The sequence below is a fragment of the Flavobacterium bomense genome (assembly GCF_003970355.1).
Genome location: NZ_RYDJ01000001.1, coordinates 171,525 through 187,883, shown reverse-complemented (window position 1 = coordinate 187,883; position 16,359 = coordinate 171,525). Strand labels below are relative to the sequence as shown.

Sequence of the window (16,359 nt, the reverse complement as noted above, 5' to 3'; positions counted from 1 at the left end):
ATCCAAAAGCTATAACCAGGAACCATTAACTATATATTTACTACGGTTCCTATGTTTTCTCCTTCGCAGATTTTTAATAAATTGCCTACTTTATTCATATCAAAAACCACGATTGGTAATTTATTTTCCTGGCTTAATGTAAAAGCGGTTGTGTCCATTACGTTCAATCCTTTTTTGAGGACATCTTCAAAGGAAATAAAATCGAATTTCACGGCAGATGGATTTTTTTCCGGATCACAATCATACACACCATCCACGCGAGTTCCTTTTAGAATCACATTAGCATTGATCTCAATACCCCGTAAAACGGCTGCGGTATCTGTTGTGAAATAAGGATTTCCGGTTCCGGCTCCAAAAATTACAATTCTTCCTTTCTCCAGGTGGCGGTCGGCTCTTCTTTTGATATAAGGTTCCGCAATGGATTCCATTTTTAACGCCGTTTGCAAACGGGTTTTCATTCCTTTTTCTTCCAGTGCACCCTGTAAGGCCATTCCGTTGATCACAGTGGCCAGCATTCCCATGTAATCTCCTTGCACTCTGTCCATTCCTGCGCTGGCTCCGGCAACTCCTCTAAAAATATTTCCACCACCTATTACAATCGCTATTTCTACTCCTTTATCATGAATTAGTTTAATTTCGTCAGCGTATTCAGCTAGTCTTTTTGGGTCAATTCCGTATTGCAAGTCGCCCATTAAAGCTTCTCCACTTAGTTTAAGAAGAATTCTTTTGTATTTCATGTGTGTGTTGAGTTGATTGGTGCAAATATAGACATATTCTGTTTTCTAAAAAATGCGTTATTTAAATTTTATAAATTTAGTTTTTCGTACGATTTTTTTGCGGCTTCATAGCCAATGTTAAATACGGCATCCATTTTAATTCGGTTGGTTTCAAACGTACTGTACAGGCATAAATCCTTTGGTTCTATGATCCAGTCGCAGATGTTAAATTTATGCATATTAGAATTTGCCGAAAGAATATCAAAAGCCCGAGTCGTTACCGCTTTGATCGTATTCAAATCTTTGGCGTCTATTTTTTGAATAGGACTCACGTAAACACCAATCAGGGTATCGCATTGTCCTTGCAGGATATCTGTTGGAAAATGATTTAGGATCCCTCCGTCACTATAAATGCTTCCTTTTATTTCATAAGGGGACAAAATACCCGGAAACGCCGAGGAAGCTAAAACAGCATCTGTAATTTTTGTTTCTGGGGCAAATATTTTTAGTTTTCCTCGAACCATATCGGTAGCTGTAATTTGAATTGGAATTTTTAAATCGCCCAAAACAGCCTCTCCAAAAATAGTATGAAAATAACTTTTGAAGGATTCTGAATCAATCAACCCCGCCTTTTTAAAGGTCAAATGTTTCCAATGAAAAAGATAGATCGACTTGAAAAACTCCAGAATTTCCTCCGGTGTCTTTCCCCAGGCATACATTGCACCAACAATAGCACCTGCGCTCGTGCCCGCTATCTGAGACGGGCGTATGTTTTTTTCTTCTAAAAATTTGATCACGCCAGCATGAGCAATACCCTTAGAGCCGCCTCCGGAGAGAACTAATCCTATCGATTTTGTTTTTAAATCCATCTTTGTAATTTAGGATAAAAATACACTTTTTGTAGAATTGAAACTGATATAAGTCATCTTTATAGGCCAATTTTATGCTAACTTTGTGTAAACAACTTACGTATTATGAAAATTCCTGTAGCTAAAGCATTATTTAACAGTCATTCCTATACCGATTACAGAAAACTTATTTCAGATTTAATATTGGAAGGAAAATCCACAGGAAAGGAACAATCCGAAAATTTGACGCAGTATAGCACCCTGAATGAAACCCGTATGCATCGTTTGGACAAAACCATTACAATTACGGAAGAAAATCAGATTAAGTTAAAGAATCTAAAAAGTGAATACATTTGGGTGGTAATTTCAGAAGGTTGGTGCGGAGATGCTGCTCAGTTGTTGCCAATCATGAATACAATGGCAGTGCAATCTGGCAAAATTGACTTGAGAATTGTGCTGCGTGATGAAAATGAAGAATTAATGAACTTATATTTGACGAACAAAAAAAAATCAATTCCTATATTGATCGTTGTCGCTAAAACAACAGGCGCTATACTCGGTAGTTGGGGACCAAGACCTAAAGCTGCTGCTGATTTGGTTGCGGATTATAAAAAAGAATTTGGCGTTATTGACGAAACTTTAAAAACCAACTTACAACTCTGGTATTTGCACGATAAAGGGATAACAACCCAAAAGGAGTTGATTGGTTTAATGGTTAATTTAGAGGTGTAATTTTTAAGTCAATACGCATCAAATTTTGAATAGTCTAACCTATTTTGTTTAAAAAGTGATTATAGGAAGTCAAGCATGTACTTTTATGGTAGCATGTCTTAAAACCAACTATTTTAAAAAAATATCTGATATTTATCAAGTTATCGATACCACAACACCTGTTTTATTGCTATCAGAGTTGCAGATTTAGGATTATTGGTCTCAAATATAGTTCAACCGTGTAGACTAAATTCTATTTGTCAGTTATAGCAGGAATCAATTTAACAAAGTTATTCCACGAGGATCCTTTTTTTGTAGTTTTGTTAAAAAGGAATAGTTGTGATAACAGACATTAATTTATTGGATTTAAATAAAACCTATTCGTATGTGAATTATCTAACTTGGGAATTTCAGAAAAAAATGGAATTAAGAAGGGGAGAGGATTTACTTCTCCTGATCTTTCCGCATCGCATGATAATACGCAGCACGGCTCAATGGTTCGTATTCTTCGGTTTCGCCCAGCATGACGAGTTTGTCATTGTCGGTTTTGCGGAAACTGTAATTCGCGAGATTTCCCGTGCGGGTACACACGGCATGGACTTTGGTTACATATTCAGCAGTTGCCATTAAAGCAGGCATCGGGCCAAAAGGATTTCCCTTGAAATCCATATCCAATCCGGCCACAATAACACGGATTCCCTGATTGGCCAAATCGTTACAGATCTTGACAATTTCGTCATCGAAAAACTGTGCTTCGTCAATGCCCACTACATCACAACCTTGCGCCAAAATTGCAATATTTGCGGCAGCGGGAACGGGCGTAGAACGGATTTCATTAGCATCATGAGAGACCACCATTTCATCATCATAGCGGGTGTCGATTGCTGGTTTGAAAATTTCGACTTTTTGCTTGGCAAATTGCGCTCTTCTCAAACGACGGATCAATTCTTCGGTCTTACCCGAAAACATGGAGCCACAAATGACTTCGATCCAACCAAATTGTTCTTTGTGATTTACTGTATTTTCGAGAAACATTTTGTATTTTTCTGACTTAAAAAATGAATAGTTTTTATTGCTTTATAATAAAGAAACCGACTTAAAAATTGTATACTTTTACGTCGTTTCAAAAGTATAAAATTTATATCAAATGGGAGATTCGAGAGCACTTATTTAAAAAAATAAAAATCGTGTTCACAAAGATTCCCTTTTCTTGGGACGATATCAAACGGAATACGAAAACGCATCAAAAAAGACCCGCTTAACACCCTATAATTTCAACAGACATGAAAAAAAAATTGGAAGCCGATTTAATCAGCATTGCACACAGAATATTACAGCTAAAAAATAAATCTGATATCAATCAATTATATCTGGAAACACAGAAGTTATACGAAAAACTTTCTGTCTTACGATTTGTGGAAGAACATTTCAGTGAAGCAAAACCAACCATTGGTATAACGGAAATCAGTAGAGAAATCGCAGCTGTTTTTGATACAACTGATTCCGTTCAACCACAAACAGTTGCGGTACTAGAAGAAACAATAGTTGAAGAAACAGTAGAGACGACTTTGGAACAAACCCAAGGAATAACTCCTTCAGAGGAATCGGATCCAGTTGCAACGGAAGAAGAAAGTGCCGTGGAAGTCCAAGAAACTGAAGCTGATAAAATTCCTGAAGAGGAAATAATTATTGAGGAAGCAGCTGCTGAGAAAACTATCGAAATGCCTTTAGAGCAAGCCGAAGCGCTACTTGAGGAGCATGAAAAAGAAGAGGAAATGGTAGTCGGCGAAACAGTTGTTGCTACGGAAACGGAAGCAGAGGATGAGACAGCAGAACCGGAAGCGCCTTTTGAACCTGCTTTTGAATTATCACAGGAAGAAGAAACGCAGACGGAATTGGAAATGCCAAAGAAAGCGCAAGCGGTGCAAATCTCTTTTGAGGATTTATTAGGAGGCAATTATCACGACACGCTTTTTGTAAAAAAACAGCAAGTAGATAACATTCCAACAGCAATAGTTATTGAAACTCCAAAAGAAAATCTACAACCTGAAGAACCAGAATCAGAAAGTACTCCCGCAGCACCAACCGAAAAAGTAGAGCCAAAAATAGTTTCGCTGAACGAAAAATTAGCCAAAGGAATCAATATCGATTTAAATGACCGCATTGCTTTTATAAAACATCTTTTTGGAAACAGCAGCGAAGATTACAACCGCGTTTTAAATCAATTAATCACATTTGATACCTTCTATGAAACTAGAGATTTTATCCAGGAAATGGTAAAACCGGACTATAACAACTGGGAAGGAAAACAAGAGTATGAAGAACGTTTTATGGATATTATAGAGAAAAAATTTTTGTAAATCGCCTTGAATTGTTCTGAATATACATTTGAACAAATACAGACTTTCTTTAAATTTTGTATTTAATTATTTTATCTATGTCAAAATTATACATCGTTCCTACGCCTATTGGCAATCTCGAAGATATGACTTTTCGAGCGATTCGGATTCTTAAAGAAGTCGATTTGATTCTCGCCGAAGATACGCGTACAAGCGGAAAATTGTTAAAGCATTTCGAAATTGGCACTCACATGTACAGCCATCACATGCACAACGAACACAAAACCATCGAGAATTTAATTTCGAGGTTAAAAGCCGGAGAAAATATCGCCTTAATCTCAGATGCAGGAACGCCAGCGATTTCTGATCCTGGTTTTTTACTGACCCGCGCTTGTGTTGAAAACGGAATTGATGTGGAATGTTTACCGGGTGCAACGGCGTTTGTTCCGGCATTAGTCAACAGTGGTTTACCCAATGATAAATTTGTTTTCGAAGGTTTTTTGCCTGATAAAAAAGGACGTCAAACTAGATATTTAGCGTTGGCAGAAGAAACCAGAACGATGATTTTATATGTTTCTCCACATAAATTAGTAAAAACTTTAGCGGAATTCATTACCTTTTTTGGCGAAGACCGCCAAATATCGGTTTCCAGAGAATTATCCAAACTACACGAAGAAAATGTTCGCGGAAGCGTGAAAGAAGTGGTCGATCATTTTAATAAAATAGCGCCAAGAGGTGAAATTGTCGTCGTGATCAGTGGAAAAACTATCACTAAAGAACCTAAAAAAAGTAAATTTTCGGAAGAAGAATAACCCATAAAAAACTATGAATTTAGAATCCTTTTTAGATAAATTAAAGCAAACGCCAGAAATGATCACGTTTGTAGAAACCATCGCAACAATTGAAGATAACTACGATTTTACTCCTACGGCATTTGAGAATGGTTTGCAACACAATGCAGCTGGAGAAAATTCAGGATCTTGCAAGTTGTTTGCTTTCGCTGAAATTCAAAGTTTATCAGAAGCAGCAACATTAGCCTGTTTTGGAGCGTATTATTACGAAGATGTTTTGCAAAATCCAAACGGAACAGATCACCAAAACATCCGCAATTTCATGAAAACCGGATGGGATGGAATTGCATTTTACGGAAGTGCTTTGGTTTCAAAATAAAATCACAATCCGATGTCAGGTCGAGCGCAGTCGAGACACATCAGTTGGTCTCGACTGCGCTCGACCTGACAAAATTCCTAATACAATTTTATAATCCCAAATCAATATGCGTTGGACCCTAAAACCAAAACCTTCCGAAAATGCCGTTCAAGATTTGGCGAAAGCATTGAATGTAGAAGATTTTGTAGCCACTTTATTAGTGCAACGCGGCATTGAAACTTTTGAAGATGCCAGACGCTTTTTTCGTCCGAGTTTAGATGATTTGCACGATCCGTACTTGATGAAAGATATGGAAAAAGCAGTTTCTAGAATCGAAAAAGCAATTGAAAATGAGGAAAATATTCTTGTTTTTGGCGATTATGATGTCGATGGTACCACCGCAGTTTCTCTCGTTTCTTCCTATTTAAAAACCTATTATCCAAACGTGGCGACTTACATTCCGGATCGTTATGATGAAGGGTACGGAATTTCATTTAAAGGAATTGACTTTGCTGATGACAATGGGTTTTCACTTATCATCGCTTTGGATTGTGGTATAAAATCCATTGATCATGTGGGGTATGCCAAAGCAAAAAACATCGATTTTATCATTTGTGACCACCATAGACCAGGAAATTCTCTGCCTGAAGCCGTTGCTGTTCTCGATCCAAAACGTGATGATTGTAATTATCCTTATGATGAGTTGTGTGGTTGTGGAATAGGTTTCAAATTGATTCAGGCTTTGGGTGTCAACCGAAACCAGACAATTGAGGATTTGGTTCCGTATCTGGATTTAGTATCGGCTGCCATTGCCGCTGATATCGTTCCGATGACCGGAGAAAATCGGGTGCTGGCTTATTTTGGACTGCAAGTTATAAACACGGATCCAAGACCAGGAATCAAAGCTATAATCCACCAGATAAAAAAACAAACCTTAGACATTACCGATGTTGTTTTCATCATCGCTCCCAGAATAAACGCTGCCGGACGGATCAAACACGGCAATCATGCGGTAGAATTACTAACCGAATTTAATTTTGAGCAAGCCCAACAATTTGCTTCTGAAATTGAGGCATATAATTCTGAACGAAAAGATTTAGATAAATTAATTACCAAAGAAGCGTTGCAACAGATTGAGGAAAATAATGAAAAAGAACGTTTTACTTCCGTAGTTTTTCAAGAAGATTGGCACAAAGGAGTAATAGGAATTGTTGCTTCCCGATTGATAGAAACCTATTATCGACCAACACTTGTTTTTACCAAAAGTGGGGATAAATATGCGGCTTCGGCACGATCCGTAAAAGGATTTGATGTGTATAATGCACTCGAAGCGTGTACAGAATATTTGGAACAATTTGGCGGTCACATGTATGCTGCGGGAATGACATTGGCGGCAGAAAACTATCAAATCTTTAAAGACGCTTTCGAAAAAGAAGTGGAAAGAACCATTCATTCGGATATGTTGACACCCGAAATTGCAGTTGACGCCGAGATTGATTTTGCGGATATTACTCCAAAATTAATTCGGATTCTGAAACAATTTGAACCGTACGGACCACAAAATATGACGCCAATTTTCCTGACTAAAAACATTAAAGACACTGGTTATGGAAAACCTATGGGTCAAGAAGAGGAACACCTAAAACTTTTTGTCAAACAAAATAATTCCGAAGGTATTGCTGCAATTGGTTTTAACTTAGGTGACAAAATGGAACTGACTACGCATCAAAAACCTTTTCAAGCGGTCTATTGCATTGATGAAAACGAATGGAAAGGAAAAATAAGCTTGCAATTGCGATTGCGAGATATTAAAGAATGATTATTTTGATATGAAAAAAAAAGACCCGTATTCGGCACTGCGGTATAAAGAATTCAATATTTTTTTGTTATTGCGTTTTGCTATGGTTTTTGGCTGGTCGATGCAATTTATTGTCATTGAATGGGAAGTTTACAGTTTAACCAAAAACCCGTTGTCCTTAGGAATTATCGGATTAATGGAAGTTATTCCAGCCATTTCAATGGCTTTATTTGCCGGACATATAGTCGATCAAAAGGAGAAAAAAGGATTGCTATTTAAATGCATATTAGGATTTTCAATTATTAGTTTGGGCTTGTTTTTATTTACATGGCCACCCTTTATAAAAGACTTTTCTACCCAAACTATTTTATATTCTATTTACTTTTTCGTGTTTTTAGGTGGATTGGTTCGTGCTTTTCTTGGCCCGACGATATTTTCTCTTTTGTCTTTGATTGTTCCTAAAAAATTATATCCCAATGCTGCCACTTGGAGCAGTTCTGTTTGGCAAATAAGTTCCGTTTTAGGACCTGCGGTAGCCGGTTTTTCGATCAATTGGATTGGTGTTCATTGGTCCATGTCCATCGTTTTGGGGTGTTCACTTTTTGCGTTAATCGCTTTAACCCAAATTGCAACGAAACCTATTTTGAATCCAAAAATTGGCGAACCCATTATGGAAAGTTTGAAGGAAGGTGTGAAGTTTGTCTACAACAATAAAACGATTTTAGGTGCTTTATCACTAGATATGATTGCCGTCCTTTTTGGAGGAGCTGTAGCGCTGTTACCCATTTTTGCACAAGATATTTTGAAAGTAGGCCCGCAAGGATTTGGTGTTTTGAGAGCCGCACCGGCAGTTGGCGCATTTTTGATGCTAATAATATCCGCTTATATTCCTTTTACCAAAAATGCGGGTATGAAACTGTTGTCGGCAATTTTTGCGTTTGGGATTTGTATTATCGTTTTTGGACTTTCATCGATTTTTTGGTTGTCAGTTGCGGCTTTATTTTTAAGCGGTGTTTTCGATGGGATTTCGGTGGTGATACGCCAAACTATTTTGCAATTGAAAACACCAGATCACATGAGAGGCCGAGTTGCAGCCGTGAATTCTATATTTGTGGGTTCCTCTAATGAATTGGGTGCTTTCGAAAGTGGATTAACCGCAAAGCTGATGGGAACTGTTAGCGCAGTGGTCTTTGGTGGAAGCATGACACTGATTACTGTATTTATTACAGGAGCTGTATTCCCTACTTTTAGAAAACTGGACTTGCAAAAAGATATTGAGGAACATGAAAATAGCGAGTAATATTGTCATTGCTTCGCCAGTTTGCTATCACTCGTGTCCGACAAGGGGGAATCACACAATTTGAATAACTTGATGTGATTTCTCCTTCGTCGAAATGACAAACTGCACGGTTGTTAATTACAAAAGTAGAATGGCATTAAACATGCTATTTTAGAAAAATCTCAAGATTATTTTACCAAACTTTTATGCTTTTTTATGTTTTATTATTTAGAACAAATATAAATAATATTTATATTTGCTTCAAACTAATGAAACATGCAAGAAATAAAACAAATATATCATAACAATTTAGGCACTGCTTTCTACTGGAGAAAAGATAATGACGTTGTACTGGACAAAGTCCAATTGGTTTTTAGAGAAATGGGTTTTTATTTTACCCAACAGGAACTGCAACTATTTAAGCGTTGTATTGAAGACAGCTACATCCAAAACAGATGCTGCGACGATTGTGAACTGAAAAACAAATGCCACAAATTTTTACTAAAAACACCTTGTTCCCAAATTGATTTGGCCGTTTCCATGGAAGAATTAGATGCCGTAAAAGATTTGGTAGAAGGCACTTTGTTTAAAATAAATCTAGATGATTATTTGTATGGAGAGGGAATGAATTAGGGATTGGTTTATTTGCGATAATTGCAAAATATACAAAAAGTATTTTCTTATATGCTTTTCAGTTTTTAATTTGATTGGTATGTTTTTCGTTTTGAATTCTGTAAAACGAAATCATGAAAGATACAATTGCAACGATAATTTTGAAATATGATTTTTTATTATTTTCAAAAGAAAAATCATCCAAGTCGATAGATAAAAAACCAACAGTCAACAATATAATTCCTAAATGAATAAAAAATTTAGATACTTTATTTTCAGTTTTCATAATTTAATTTTTATACTTTTTAATCTCAAAATTCTCACCGTCAAAAACACCATAAGTAAAATACGTAATCCAGTCACCTAGATTCACATATTCGGCATTTTCTCCTACTGTTACTTTCATAGGCAAATGGCGGTGGCCAAAAATAAGGTAATTGTAGTGTTTGGTTTCCAGTTTTCTTTTAGAATAGAGAATCAGCCATTCGTTGTCTTCGCCAAGAAAAGTCACATCTTCATCGCCAGAAATGAGTTTGTTTTTTACGGAAAGGTATTGCGCCAGTTTCACGCCAATATCCGGATGCAACCATCTAAAAAGCCATTTGAAAAACGGATTTGTAAATATCTTTTTCATGCGTTTGTATCCTAAATCACCGGGACCTTTTCCGTCGCCGTGGCCAATAAGGAATGTTTTATCTCCAAAAGTATATTCTTGATTGTCATGAAACACAGGAATATTGAGTTCTTTCTGGAAATAATCTTCCATCCATAAATCATGGTTTCCCACGAAGAAATAAATTGGAATTCCGCTGTCTCGGATTTCGGCCAATTTACCTAAAATACGGATAAACCCTTTTGGAACTACGGTTTTGTATTCGAACCAAAAATCAAATAAATCGCCCAATAGAAAAATAGCTTCAGCATCGTCTTTTACTTCGTCGAGCCAAGCTACGAATTTTTGTTCTCTCGGGAAACTCAATTCGGGTGTCGGTGCGCCAAAATGCTGGTCGGAGGCAAAATATATTTTTTTGTTATTGTGTAATTGCATGAAGTTACAGTATGGATTTCACATTATCACTGGCAAACCATTCCGCGAAAGAAGATTCGGTTTCTTGTAATTTCAAAGAGAAAAGGGTGATTCCTTCGGGTAATCTTCTGATGATTCTTTGAGAAAAATCAACTACCATATTTTCGCTTGTTGGTTGGTACTCTACTAAAATAACATGGTGTCCGCGAACTATTAATTCGTTTGCCAATTCGATATGCGGGGTTGTTCCGTTGAAAACAGTCGCATGGTCAAACTGATCTACTATTTCTTCTTTTACAATTTTCTTTAAATCCGTGAAGTCAATCACCATTCCAAATTTCACATTAGTGCGATCTGAAATTGGGGTTCCAATTACCGTTACTGACAATTTATAACTATGTCCGTGGACATTTTTACATTTCCCATCATAGCCATATAAGGCGTGACCGGTTTCGAAACTAAATTGTTTAGTAATTCTGATATTGCTCATTGGAGTTTAATTTTGATGCAAATTTAGCAAATTGATATGAGAAATGGGATGTAAATATTTTCCCTCCCCAACCCTCCCCAAAGTGGAGGGAGATAGGATGAAATTATTTTGTTTGTAATCCGAATTTGATAATCCACAAATGTTCTAGCCCTGATGGAAACGGCATCCTTTTTATAAGGTGATTTTTTTCCACCTTATAAAAAGATATAGTGTACAGCAGGAAATAGCTCCTGAAATAAATTCAGAATAAATCCTTCGAAAATCACTTTTTGAATTGGGACAATGCTTTTCTGGTAAAATCAGACAACACCAATTTACCCGAAATCGCGGCGCGTTCTAGCAACAATGTATCCCAATGTTGCGTTCCTTCCCAGAAAACCTTTTTCATCTCCAATAAACCTTTTGGATTGTAACCGGATAATTTACCAGTGAAATCAGCTATTGCGGCATCCAGTTCTGTTATGGTTTCAAAAGTATTAGCGTATAATCCTTTGGCTGTGGCCCAATCAGCAGTTTTCCATTCATGGGCTGCGAGGGTCATTTCGGCCATTGCCGTTTTTCCGATTTTCTTCGAAACGACAGGTTCTATTACAAAGGGACCAATTCCGATGGCCAATTCTGATAGTTTTATTGATGCATTTTTTGTCGCCAATGCATAATCACAGGCGGAAGCAATTCCTACGCCTCCACCAACTGCTTTTCCATGAATGCGCCCGACGATAAGCTTGGAACATGAACGCATTGCATTGATCAAATGCGCAAATCCAGAAAAAAATTGTGTTCCTGCTTCTTCATTGGAAACAGCTAAAAGTTCATCAAAAGAAGCACCCGCACAAAAAGCACCCGAGCCTTCACTTTGTATAACTATCACCGAAACGGCTGGATCGGCACTTAAATTATTGAATTCAGTAGTGAGTCGATCTAACAATTCTCTCGGAAAAGAATTACTCGAAGGATGAGCAAATGTAACGGTTGCAATTTTATTATCAATAGTTGTGAAGAGCGAACCTATTGGGTTTTCTGATACCATAGTGGGGATTTTGATGTAAAGTTAAAAAAAGTAAAGGAGGATTTGACTTTTTTTCAAATAGAATGGATTTGTATTTTGAAATTTGCTTTTTGGGAAATTTATATGTTATATTTGCGAACTAGTTTGGGGGATTAGCTCATTTGGCTAGAGTGCTTGCCTGGCAGGCAAGAGGTGATCGGTTCGAATCCGATATTCTCCACAAAACAAAACCGTAAAATCTTTTAATTAAGAGTTTACGGTTTTTTATTTTTAGAAATTATCTGATTACTTTTTAAGACTGCTACAAACTATTTTGGATATTCAATTTTTCCTACTTGTCGCATCACGCGTACAATTTTAGCTTTTCGCCTGTTGATATACGTGGAAGAACTAGTCGCCGAATATTTTCTTGGATTGGGTAATATCGCGGCTATTCCTGCAGCCTGGATTAGTGTTAAACTGGAAGCATCTTTTCGATACCAATGTTCAGTGGCTGCTTGAGCTCCATAGACACCATTTCCCATTTCGATACTGTTCAAGTAGACTTCCATAATGCGTTCCTTTCCCCAAATGATTTCAATCAGAAGAGTGAAATATGCTTCCAATCCTTTTCTCAAATAACTGCGGCCTTGCCAAAGAAATACGTTTTTGGCCGTTTGTTGTGATATTGTGCTTCCTCCTTTTATTCTTCGGCCTCGTTCATTGCTTTTATACGCTTTTTGCATGGCTACAAAATCAAAACCATTATGTTTCAGGAACGTTCCATCTTCACTGGCAATCACGGCTTTTTGAAGATTCATCGAGATGTTTTCAATAGGTTCCCAGTCGTGGCTGAAGAAAACTTCTTTTCCTGCAGTTTTATTTTCAATTGCACGAATCACCATTAATGGGGTAAACGGAACGGGTACAAATTTAAAAAATACCACAAAAAATAAAGAGAGTCCGATGAACCACAACAATATTTTGAATAAAAAACGAATTAGTTTGCTCATAAAAGAGGTTGTTTCTTTTTAATGGGTTGTTTTGATTTCCTGGGTGTTATTTTCGTTGCCATTATACTAAATCTGCTAATTCTGTTCCAATTAAACTCCCTATTGCCACTCCCATTCCACCCAATCGTACACCGCAATAGACATTGTCTGACAGTTGTGAAACGATAGGACTTTTGCTGTTACCAACACCCATAATGCCGCTCCAACGGTGTGCAATTTGGAAATCCTGATTCGGCAAAATTACTTCTTTTAATAATTGTTCCAATTTATTTTGGACAATTTCTGTTTGTCCAAATTCAGTTGTATTTTCCGTTTCAAAATCCAGATTTCTTCCTCCGCCCAGTAGTATTCTATCGCCAATATTCCTAAAATAATAATACCCTCTATCCAAGTGAAAAGTTCCTTTTATATTTAAGTTTTTGATAGGCTCCGTAATTAAAACTTGTGCTCTGGCCGGTTTAACCGCACCATTTGTCAATGTATTAGCAAAACCATTTGTTGCAAACAGTATTTTCTGGGTACTAAAACTAAAATCAGCAAGTGCCACTTCCACTTTATTCCCGTTGTCGAAATAGGAGGTAACGGTTTGTTGATTCAGGATTAAAATATTTTTAGAAACCGCTTCTTTCAACAACGCCTGCATCATATTTCCGGTATCTATTTGTGCTTCAAACGGATTGAAAACTAAATATTCCTCTATCCCGCTAAACCCAAAACAGTTTACTTCCATGGCGAAAACATCGGCTTTGAAAAGTGGTCTTAAGATTTCATTGATAAATGGTAATTTTCCAGCACATTCATTATAGCTACTTTCATCTGCTTTTAAAAACAACTCATATCCGCCGTATGGCTTGAAATCTATCGTGTCATCACCCAATCTTTTTCGCAACAACTGCAAGCCTTGCCACCGTTTTTGAACGAGATGAATGACTTCCTCTTCCGAGTGGGATTTTAAATCATCGATGATTTCTGAGAGACTTCCAAAACAAGCAAAACCGGCATTTTTAGTACTCGCGCCCTGCGGCAACATTCCTTTTTCCAACACTAGAATTTTGCTTTCAGGGAATCTTTCGCGCAAGCGTAATGCAGCATGTAAGCCCACAATACCGCTTCCTACGATGGTATAATTTACATCAGTAAACCAGTTTTTCAACTCCCAATAGCTCAAATCCATGTTTAAATATTTTTATAAAAATAATAATTTTTTGGAGCTAATACCGCTATCCGTTCTAAATAAATTCACTGAACTCCAATTAAAATAAAAGTAGTGTGAAGTAATCTTTTATTTTTTAAAGAAAAAAACAAAAGGATTTCCACTTTTATCGGGGCTAAAAAACAAGTATTAAAAACAAAAAAACATCAAATTAAATTGGCTAATTTTAGCATTCGAAAAAATAAATTATTAAAATGAACAAATTCCTATTTATACCTTTATTAATGATGAGTTTAAATGCTATGGCACAAAATGTAATGACTCCAGAACTGCTCTGGAAACTAGGAAGAGTAACCCCTTTAGGCATTTCCAAAGATGGAAAAAATGTAGTGTATAAAGTAACAACTCCTTCTGTTCAAGAAAATAAATCGGATACAAAATTCTACACTTTACCCGTAAATGGCGGAAATCCAACCGAAGTAAAAGATACCGCAGCCCTGTTAAAAGATAAAAACAGTTCTCCTGACGGGAAATATATCGTTTACAATGAAGAAGTAAAAATGGAGAACGTTCATGGAAAAGATTTTTATCCAGAATTAGTAAAATCAGATGTTCAAATCTATGACGGATTGAATTATCGTCATTGGGATACCTGGAATGAAGGCAAATACAACCATGTTTTTTATAAAGAAAACAAAGAAGGCGCCATGGGAATTGACATTCTGAAAGGCGAAAATTTCGACAGTCCACAAAAACCTTTTGGTGGTGATGAAGATTACATTTGGTCGCCAGACAGCAAAAGTATTCTGTACGTAAGCAAGAAAAAAGCAGGAACTGACTATGCTCTTTCTACCAACACCAATATCTATGAATACAACCTGAAAACTGGGAAAACCAGCAATAGAACGGAAGAAAACCTTGGATATGATACCGCTCCACAATTTTCTCCAACCGGAAATTTGACTTGGTTGCAAATGAAACGAGATGGGTATGAGGCAGATAAAAACGACCTGATAGTTAGTTTCAAAGGAATGAAAATGAACTTAACGGCCAATTGGGATGGAACAGTAGACAATTTCATCTGGAGTAGTGACGGGGAAAAAATATTTTTTGTTGCCCCTGTAGACGGAACAAAGCAGTTGTTTGAAGTTAATTTTCCTGGTCTGACCAATCCAGAAGCTTCGGGAGCAATTACCGTTCGCCAAGTCACCAATGGAGAATTTGATGTCAATGATTTAGTTGGGTTTTCCGGTGATAATATCATTGTAACGAGAACCGACATGAATCATGCGGCAGAACTTTTTTCTTATAATCTGAAGAAAAAGACTTGGAAACAACTGTCTAATGTCAATACTACAATTTATAATTCTTTGGCGCTAAGCAAAACCGAAAGAAGATATGTAACGACAACAGATGGCAAAAAAATGTTAGTTTGGGTGGTTCTTCCTCCTAATTTTGATGCTTCAAAAAAATACCCAACGCTTTTGTATTGTCAAGGCGGACCTCAATCTCCATTGACACAATTTTATTCCTTCCGATGGAATTTACAGCTGATGGCTGCCAACGGCTATATTGTTGTGGCTCCTAACCGTCGTGGAATGCAAGGTCATGGCGTGGAATGGAATGAGCAAATCAGCAAAGATTGGGGCGGACAAGTAATTGATGACTACCTGTCAGCGATTGATGCTATTGCTAAGGAAAAATATGTTGATGCCACTCGTTTAGGATGCGTTGGTGCCAGTTACGGTGGGTATTCTGTTTTCTATCTGGCCGGAATGCACAACAACCGATTCAAAACCTTCATTGCCCATGATGGTGTTTTTAACACCCAAAGCATGTTTGGGACTACCGAAGAAGTTTTCTTCAGCAATTGGGATTTTGGCGGTGCTTATTGGGAAAAAGACAATGCTGTAGCGCAAAAAACCTACACGACATTCAACCCAATGACTCTGGTAGAGAAATGGAACAAACCTATTTTAATTATTCAAGGCGGAAAAGATTTTCGTGTACCAATAGGACAAGGACAGGAAGCGTTCCAAGCAGCACAATTACGAGGAATAAAAAGTAGATTTTTGTATTTCCCGGAAGAAAATCACTGGGTACTGAAACCTCAAAATGCGCAGGTTTGGCAAGGTGAATTTTTCAAATGGCTCAAAGAAACCTTGTAGAAATCATTTTAAAAATAGGAAGCCTCACTTTTTCGTGGGGTTTTTTGTTTGTGTCAAAATATTTTGAA

At 37.1% G+C, this 16,359-nt stretch carries 17 protein-coding genes and 1 tRNA gene; 9 read left to right on the top strand and 9 right to left on the bottom strand.

Annotation, left to right across the window (positions count from 1 at the left end; genetic code table 11):
- Positions 1-29: 29 nt before the first annotated feature.
- Positions 30-737, bottom strand: a complete 708-nt coding sequence (pyrH, locus tag EKL98_RS00810) for a UMP kinase (RefSeq protein WP_126458007.1) — start codon at positions 735-737, stop codon at positions 30-32.
- Between the two features lie 68 nt (positions 738-805).
- The gene (locus EKL98_RS00805; protein ID WP_126451957.1) at positions 806-1,585 is read right to left on the bottom strand and encodes a patatin-like phospholipase family protein; all 780 of its coding nucleotides are present in this window, start codon (positions 1,583-1,585) and stop codon (positions 806-808) included.
- Between the two features lie 105 nt (positions 1,586-1,690).
- Between EKL98_RS00805 and EKL98_RS00800 the strand changes: the two genes are divergently transcribed.
- Positions 1,691-2,296: a thioredoxin family protein gene (locus tag EKL98_RS00800; RefSeq protein ID WP_126561301.1), complete on the top strand. Its 606-nt coding sequence runs from the start codon at positions 1,691-1,693 to the stop codon at positions 2,294-2,296.
- Positions 2,297-2,719: 423 nt separating this feature from the next.
- On the opposite strand, the gene EKL98_RS00795 is transcribed toward EKL98_RS00800, so the two are convergent.
- The gene (locus tag EKL98_RS00795; protein WP_126451959.1) at positions 2,720-3,310 is read right to left on the bottom strand and encodes a thymidine kinase; all 591 of its coding nucleotides are present in this window, start codon (positions 3,308-3,310) and stop codon (positions 2,720-2,722) included.
- A gap of 248 nt (positions 3,311-3,558) precedes the next feature.
- Between EKL98_RS00795 and EKL98_RS00790 the strand changes: the two genes are divergently transcribed.
- From EKL98_RS00790 to EKL98_RS00765, 6 genes are all read left to right on the top strand, one after another.
- Positions 3,559-4,635 (top strand): hypothetical protein, encoded by a 1,077-nt coding sequence (locus EKL98_RS00790; RefSeq protein WP_126561300.1) that lies wholly within the window; start codon positions 3,559-3,561, stop codon positions 4,633-4,635.
- Positions 4,636-4,712: 77 nt separating this feature from the next.
- Positions 4,713-5,426 carry a 16S rRNA (cytidine(1402)-2'-O)-methyltransferase gene (gene rsmI, locus EKL98_RS00785; protein ID WP_126451961.1) on the top strand — a complete coding sequence of 238 codons (714 nt, stop codon included), beginning with the start codon at positions 4,713-4,715 and terminating at the stop codon, positions 5,424-5,426.
- Between the two features lie 13 nt (positions 5,427-5,439).
- A complete protein-coding gene (locus EKL98_RS00780; RefSeq protein WP_126561299.1) occupies positions 5,440-5,784 on the top strand; it encodes a HopJ type III effector protein in 345 nt (114 codons plus the stop codon).
- A 106-nt stretch (positions 5,785-5,890) separates the two neighbouring features.
- Positions 5,891-7,582 (top strand): single-stranded-DNA-specific exonuclease RecJ, encoded by a 1,692-nt coding sequence (recJ, locus tag EKL98_RS00775; RefSeq protein WP_126561298.1) that lies wholly within the window; start codon positions 5,891-5,893, stop codon positions 7,580-7,582.
- Between the two features lie 10 nt (positions 7,583-7,592).
- A complete protein-coding gene (locus EKL98_RS00770) occupies positions 7,593-8,861 on the top strand; it encodes an MFS transporter (protein WP_126561297.1) in 1,269 nt (422 codons plus the stop codon).
- A gap of 255 nt (positions 8,862-9,116) precedes the next feature.
- Entirely contained in the window at positions 9,117-9,473 is a 357-nt protein-coding gene (locus EKL98_RS00765) for a hypothetical protein (protein WP_126458028.1), read from the top strand.
- A 58-nt stretch (positions 9,474-9,531) separates the two neighbouring features.
- Here EKL98_RS00765 and EKL98_RS00760 read toward each other — a convergent pair whose 3' ends face one another.
- The 4 genes from EKL98_RS00760 to EKL98_RS00745 form a co-directional block, all read right to left on the bottom strand.
- Complete coding sequence (locus EKL98_RS00760; protein WP_126515206.1) at positions 9,532-9,738, bottom strand: hypothetical protein; 207 nt, start codon at positions 9,736-9,738, stop codon at positions 9,532-9,534.
- 3 nt (positions 9,739-9,741) lie between these two features.
- Positions 9,742-10,500 (bottom strand): UDP-2,3-diacylglucosamine diphosphatase, encoded by a 759-nt coding sequence (locus EKL98_RS00755; RefSeq protein ID WP_126561296.1) that lies wholly within the window; start codon positions 10,498-10,500, stop codon positions 9,742-9,744.
- 4 nt (positions 10,501-10,504) lie between these two features.
- Complete coding sequence (locus tag EKL98_RS00750) at positions 10,505-10,969, bottom strand: 6-pyruvoyl trahydropterin synthase family protein (RefSeq protein ID WP_126561295.1); 465 nt, start codon at positions 10,967-10,969, stop codon at positions 10,505-10,507.
- 262 nt (positions 10,970-11,231) lie between these two features.
- Positions 11,232-11,999 carry an enoyl-CoA hydratase/isomerase family protein gene (locus EKL98_RS00745; protein WP_126561294.1) on the bottom strand — a complete coding sequence of 256 codons (768 nt, stop codon included), beginning with the start codon at positions 11,997-11,999 and terminating at the stop codon, positions 11,232-11,234.
- A 125-nt stretch (positions 12,000-12,124) separates the two neighbouring features.
- Between EKL98_RS00745 and EKL98_RS00740 the strand changes: the two genes are divergently transcribed.
- Positions 12,125-12,198 (top strand) — tRNA-Ala (locus EKL98_RS00740).
- Positions 12,199-12,286: 88 nt separating this feature from the next.
- On the opposite strand, the gene mtgA is transcribed toward EKL98_RS00740, so the two are convergent.
- Positions 12,287-12,970 (bottom strand): monofunctional biosynthetic peptidoglycan transglycosylase, encoded by a 684-nt coding sequence (mtgA, locus tag EKL98_RS00735; protein ID WP_126458041.1) that lies wholly within the window; start codon positions 12,968-12,970, stop codon positions 12,287-12,289.
- 61 nt (positions 12,971-13,031) lie between these two features.
- The gene (locus tag EKL98_RS00730; RefSeq protein ID WP_126553015.1) at positions 13,032-14,144 is read right to left on the bottom strand and encodes an NAD(P)/FAD-dependent oxidoreductase; all 1,113 of its coding nucleotides are present in this window, start codon (positions 14,142-14,144) and stop codon (positions 13,032-13,034) included.
- Positions 14,145-14,377: 233 nt separating this feature from the next.
- Here EKL98_RS00730 and EKL98_RS00725 point away from each other — a divergent pair, with 233 nt between their 5' ends.
- A complete protein-coding gene (locus EKL98_RS00725; protein ID WP_126458047.1) occupies positions 14,378-16,291 on the top strand; it encodes a S9 family peptidase in 1,914 nt (637 codons plus the stop codon).
- Positions 16,292-16,359: the final 68 nt, after the last annotated feature.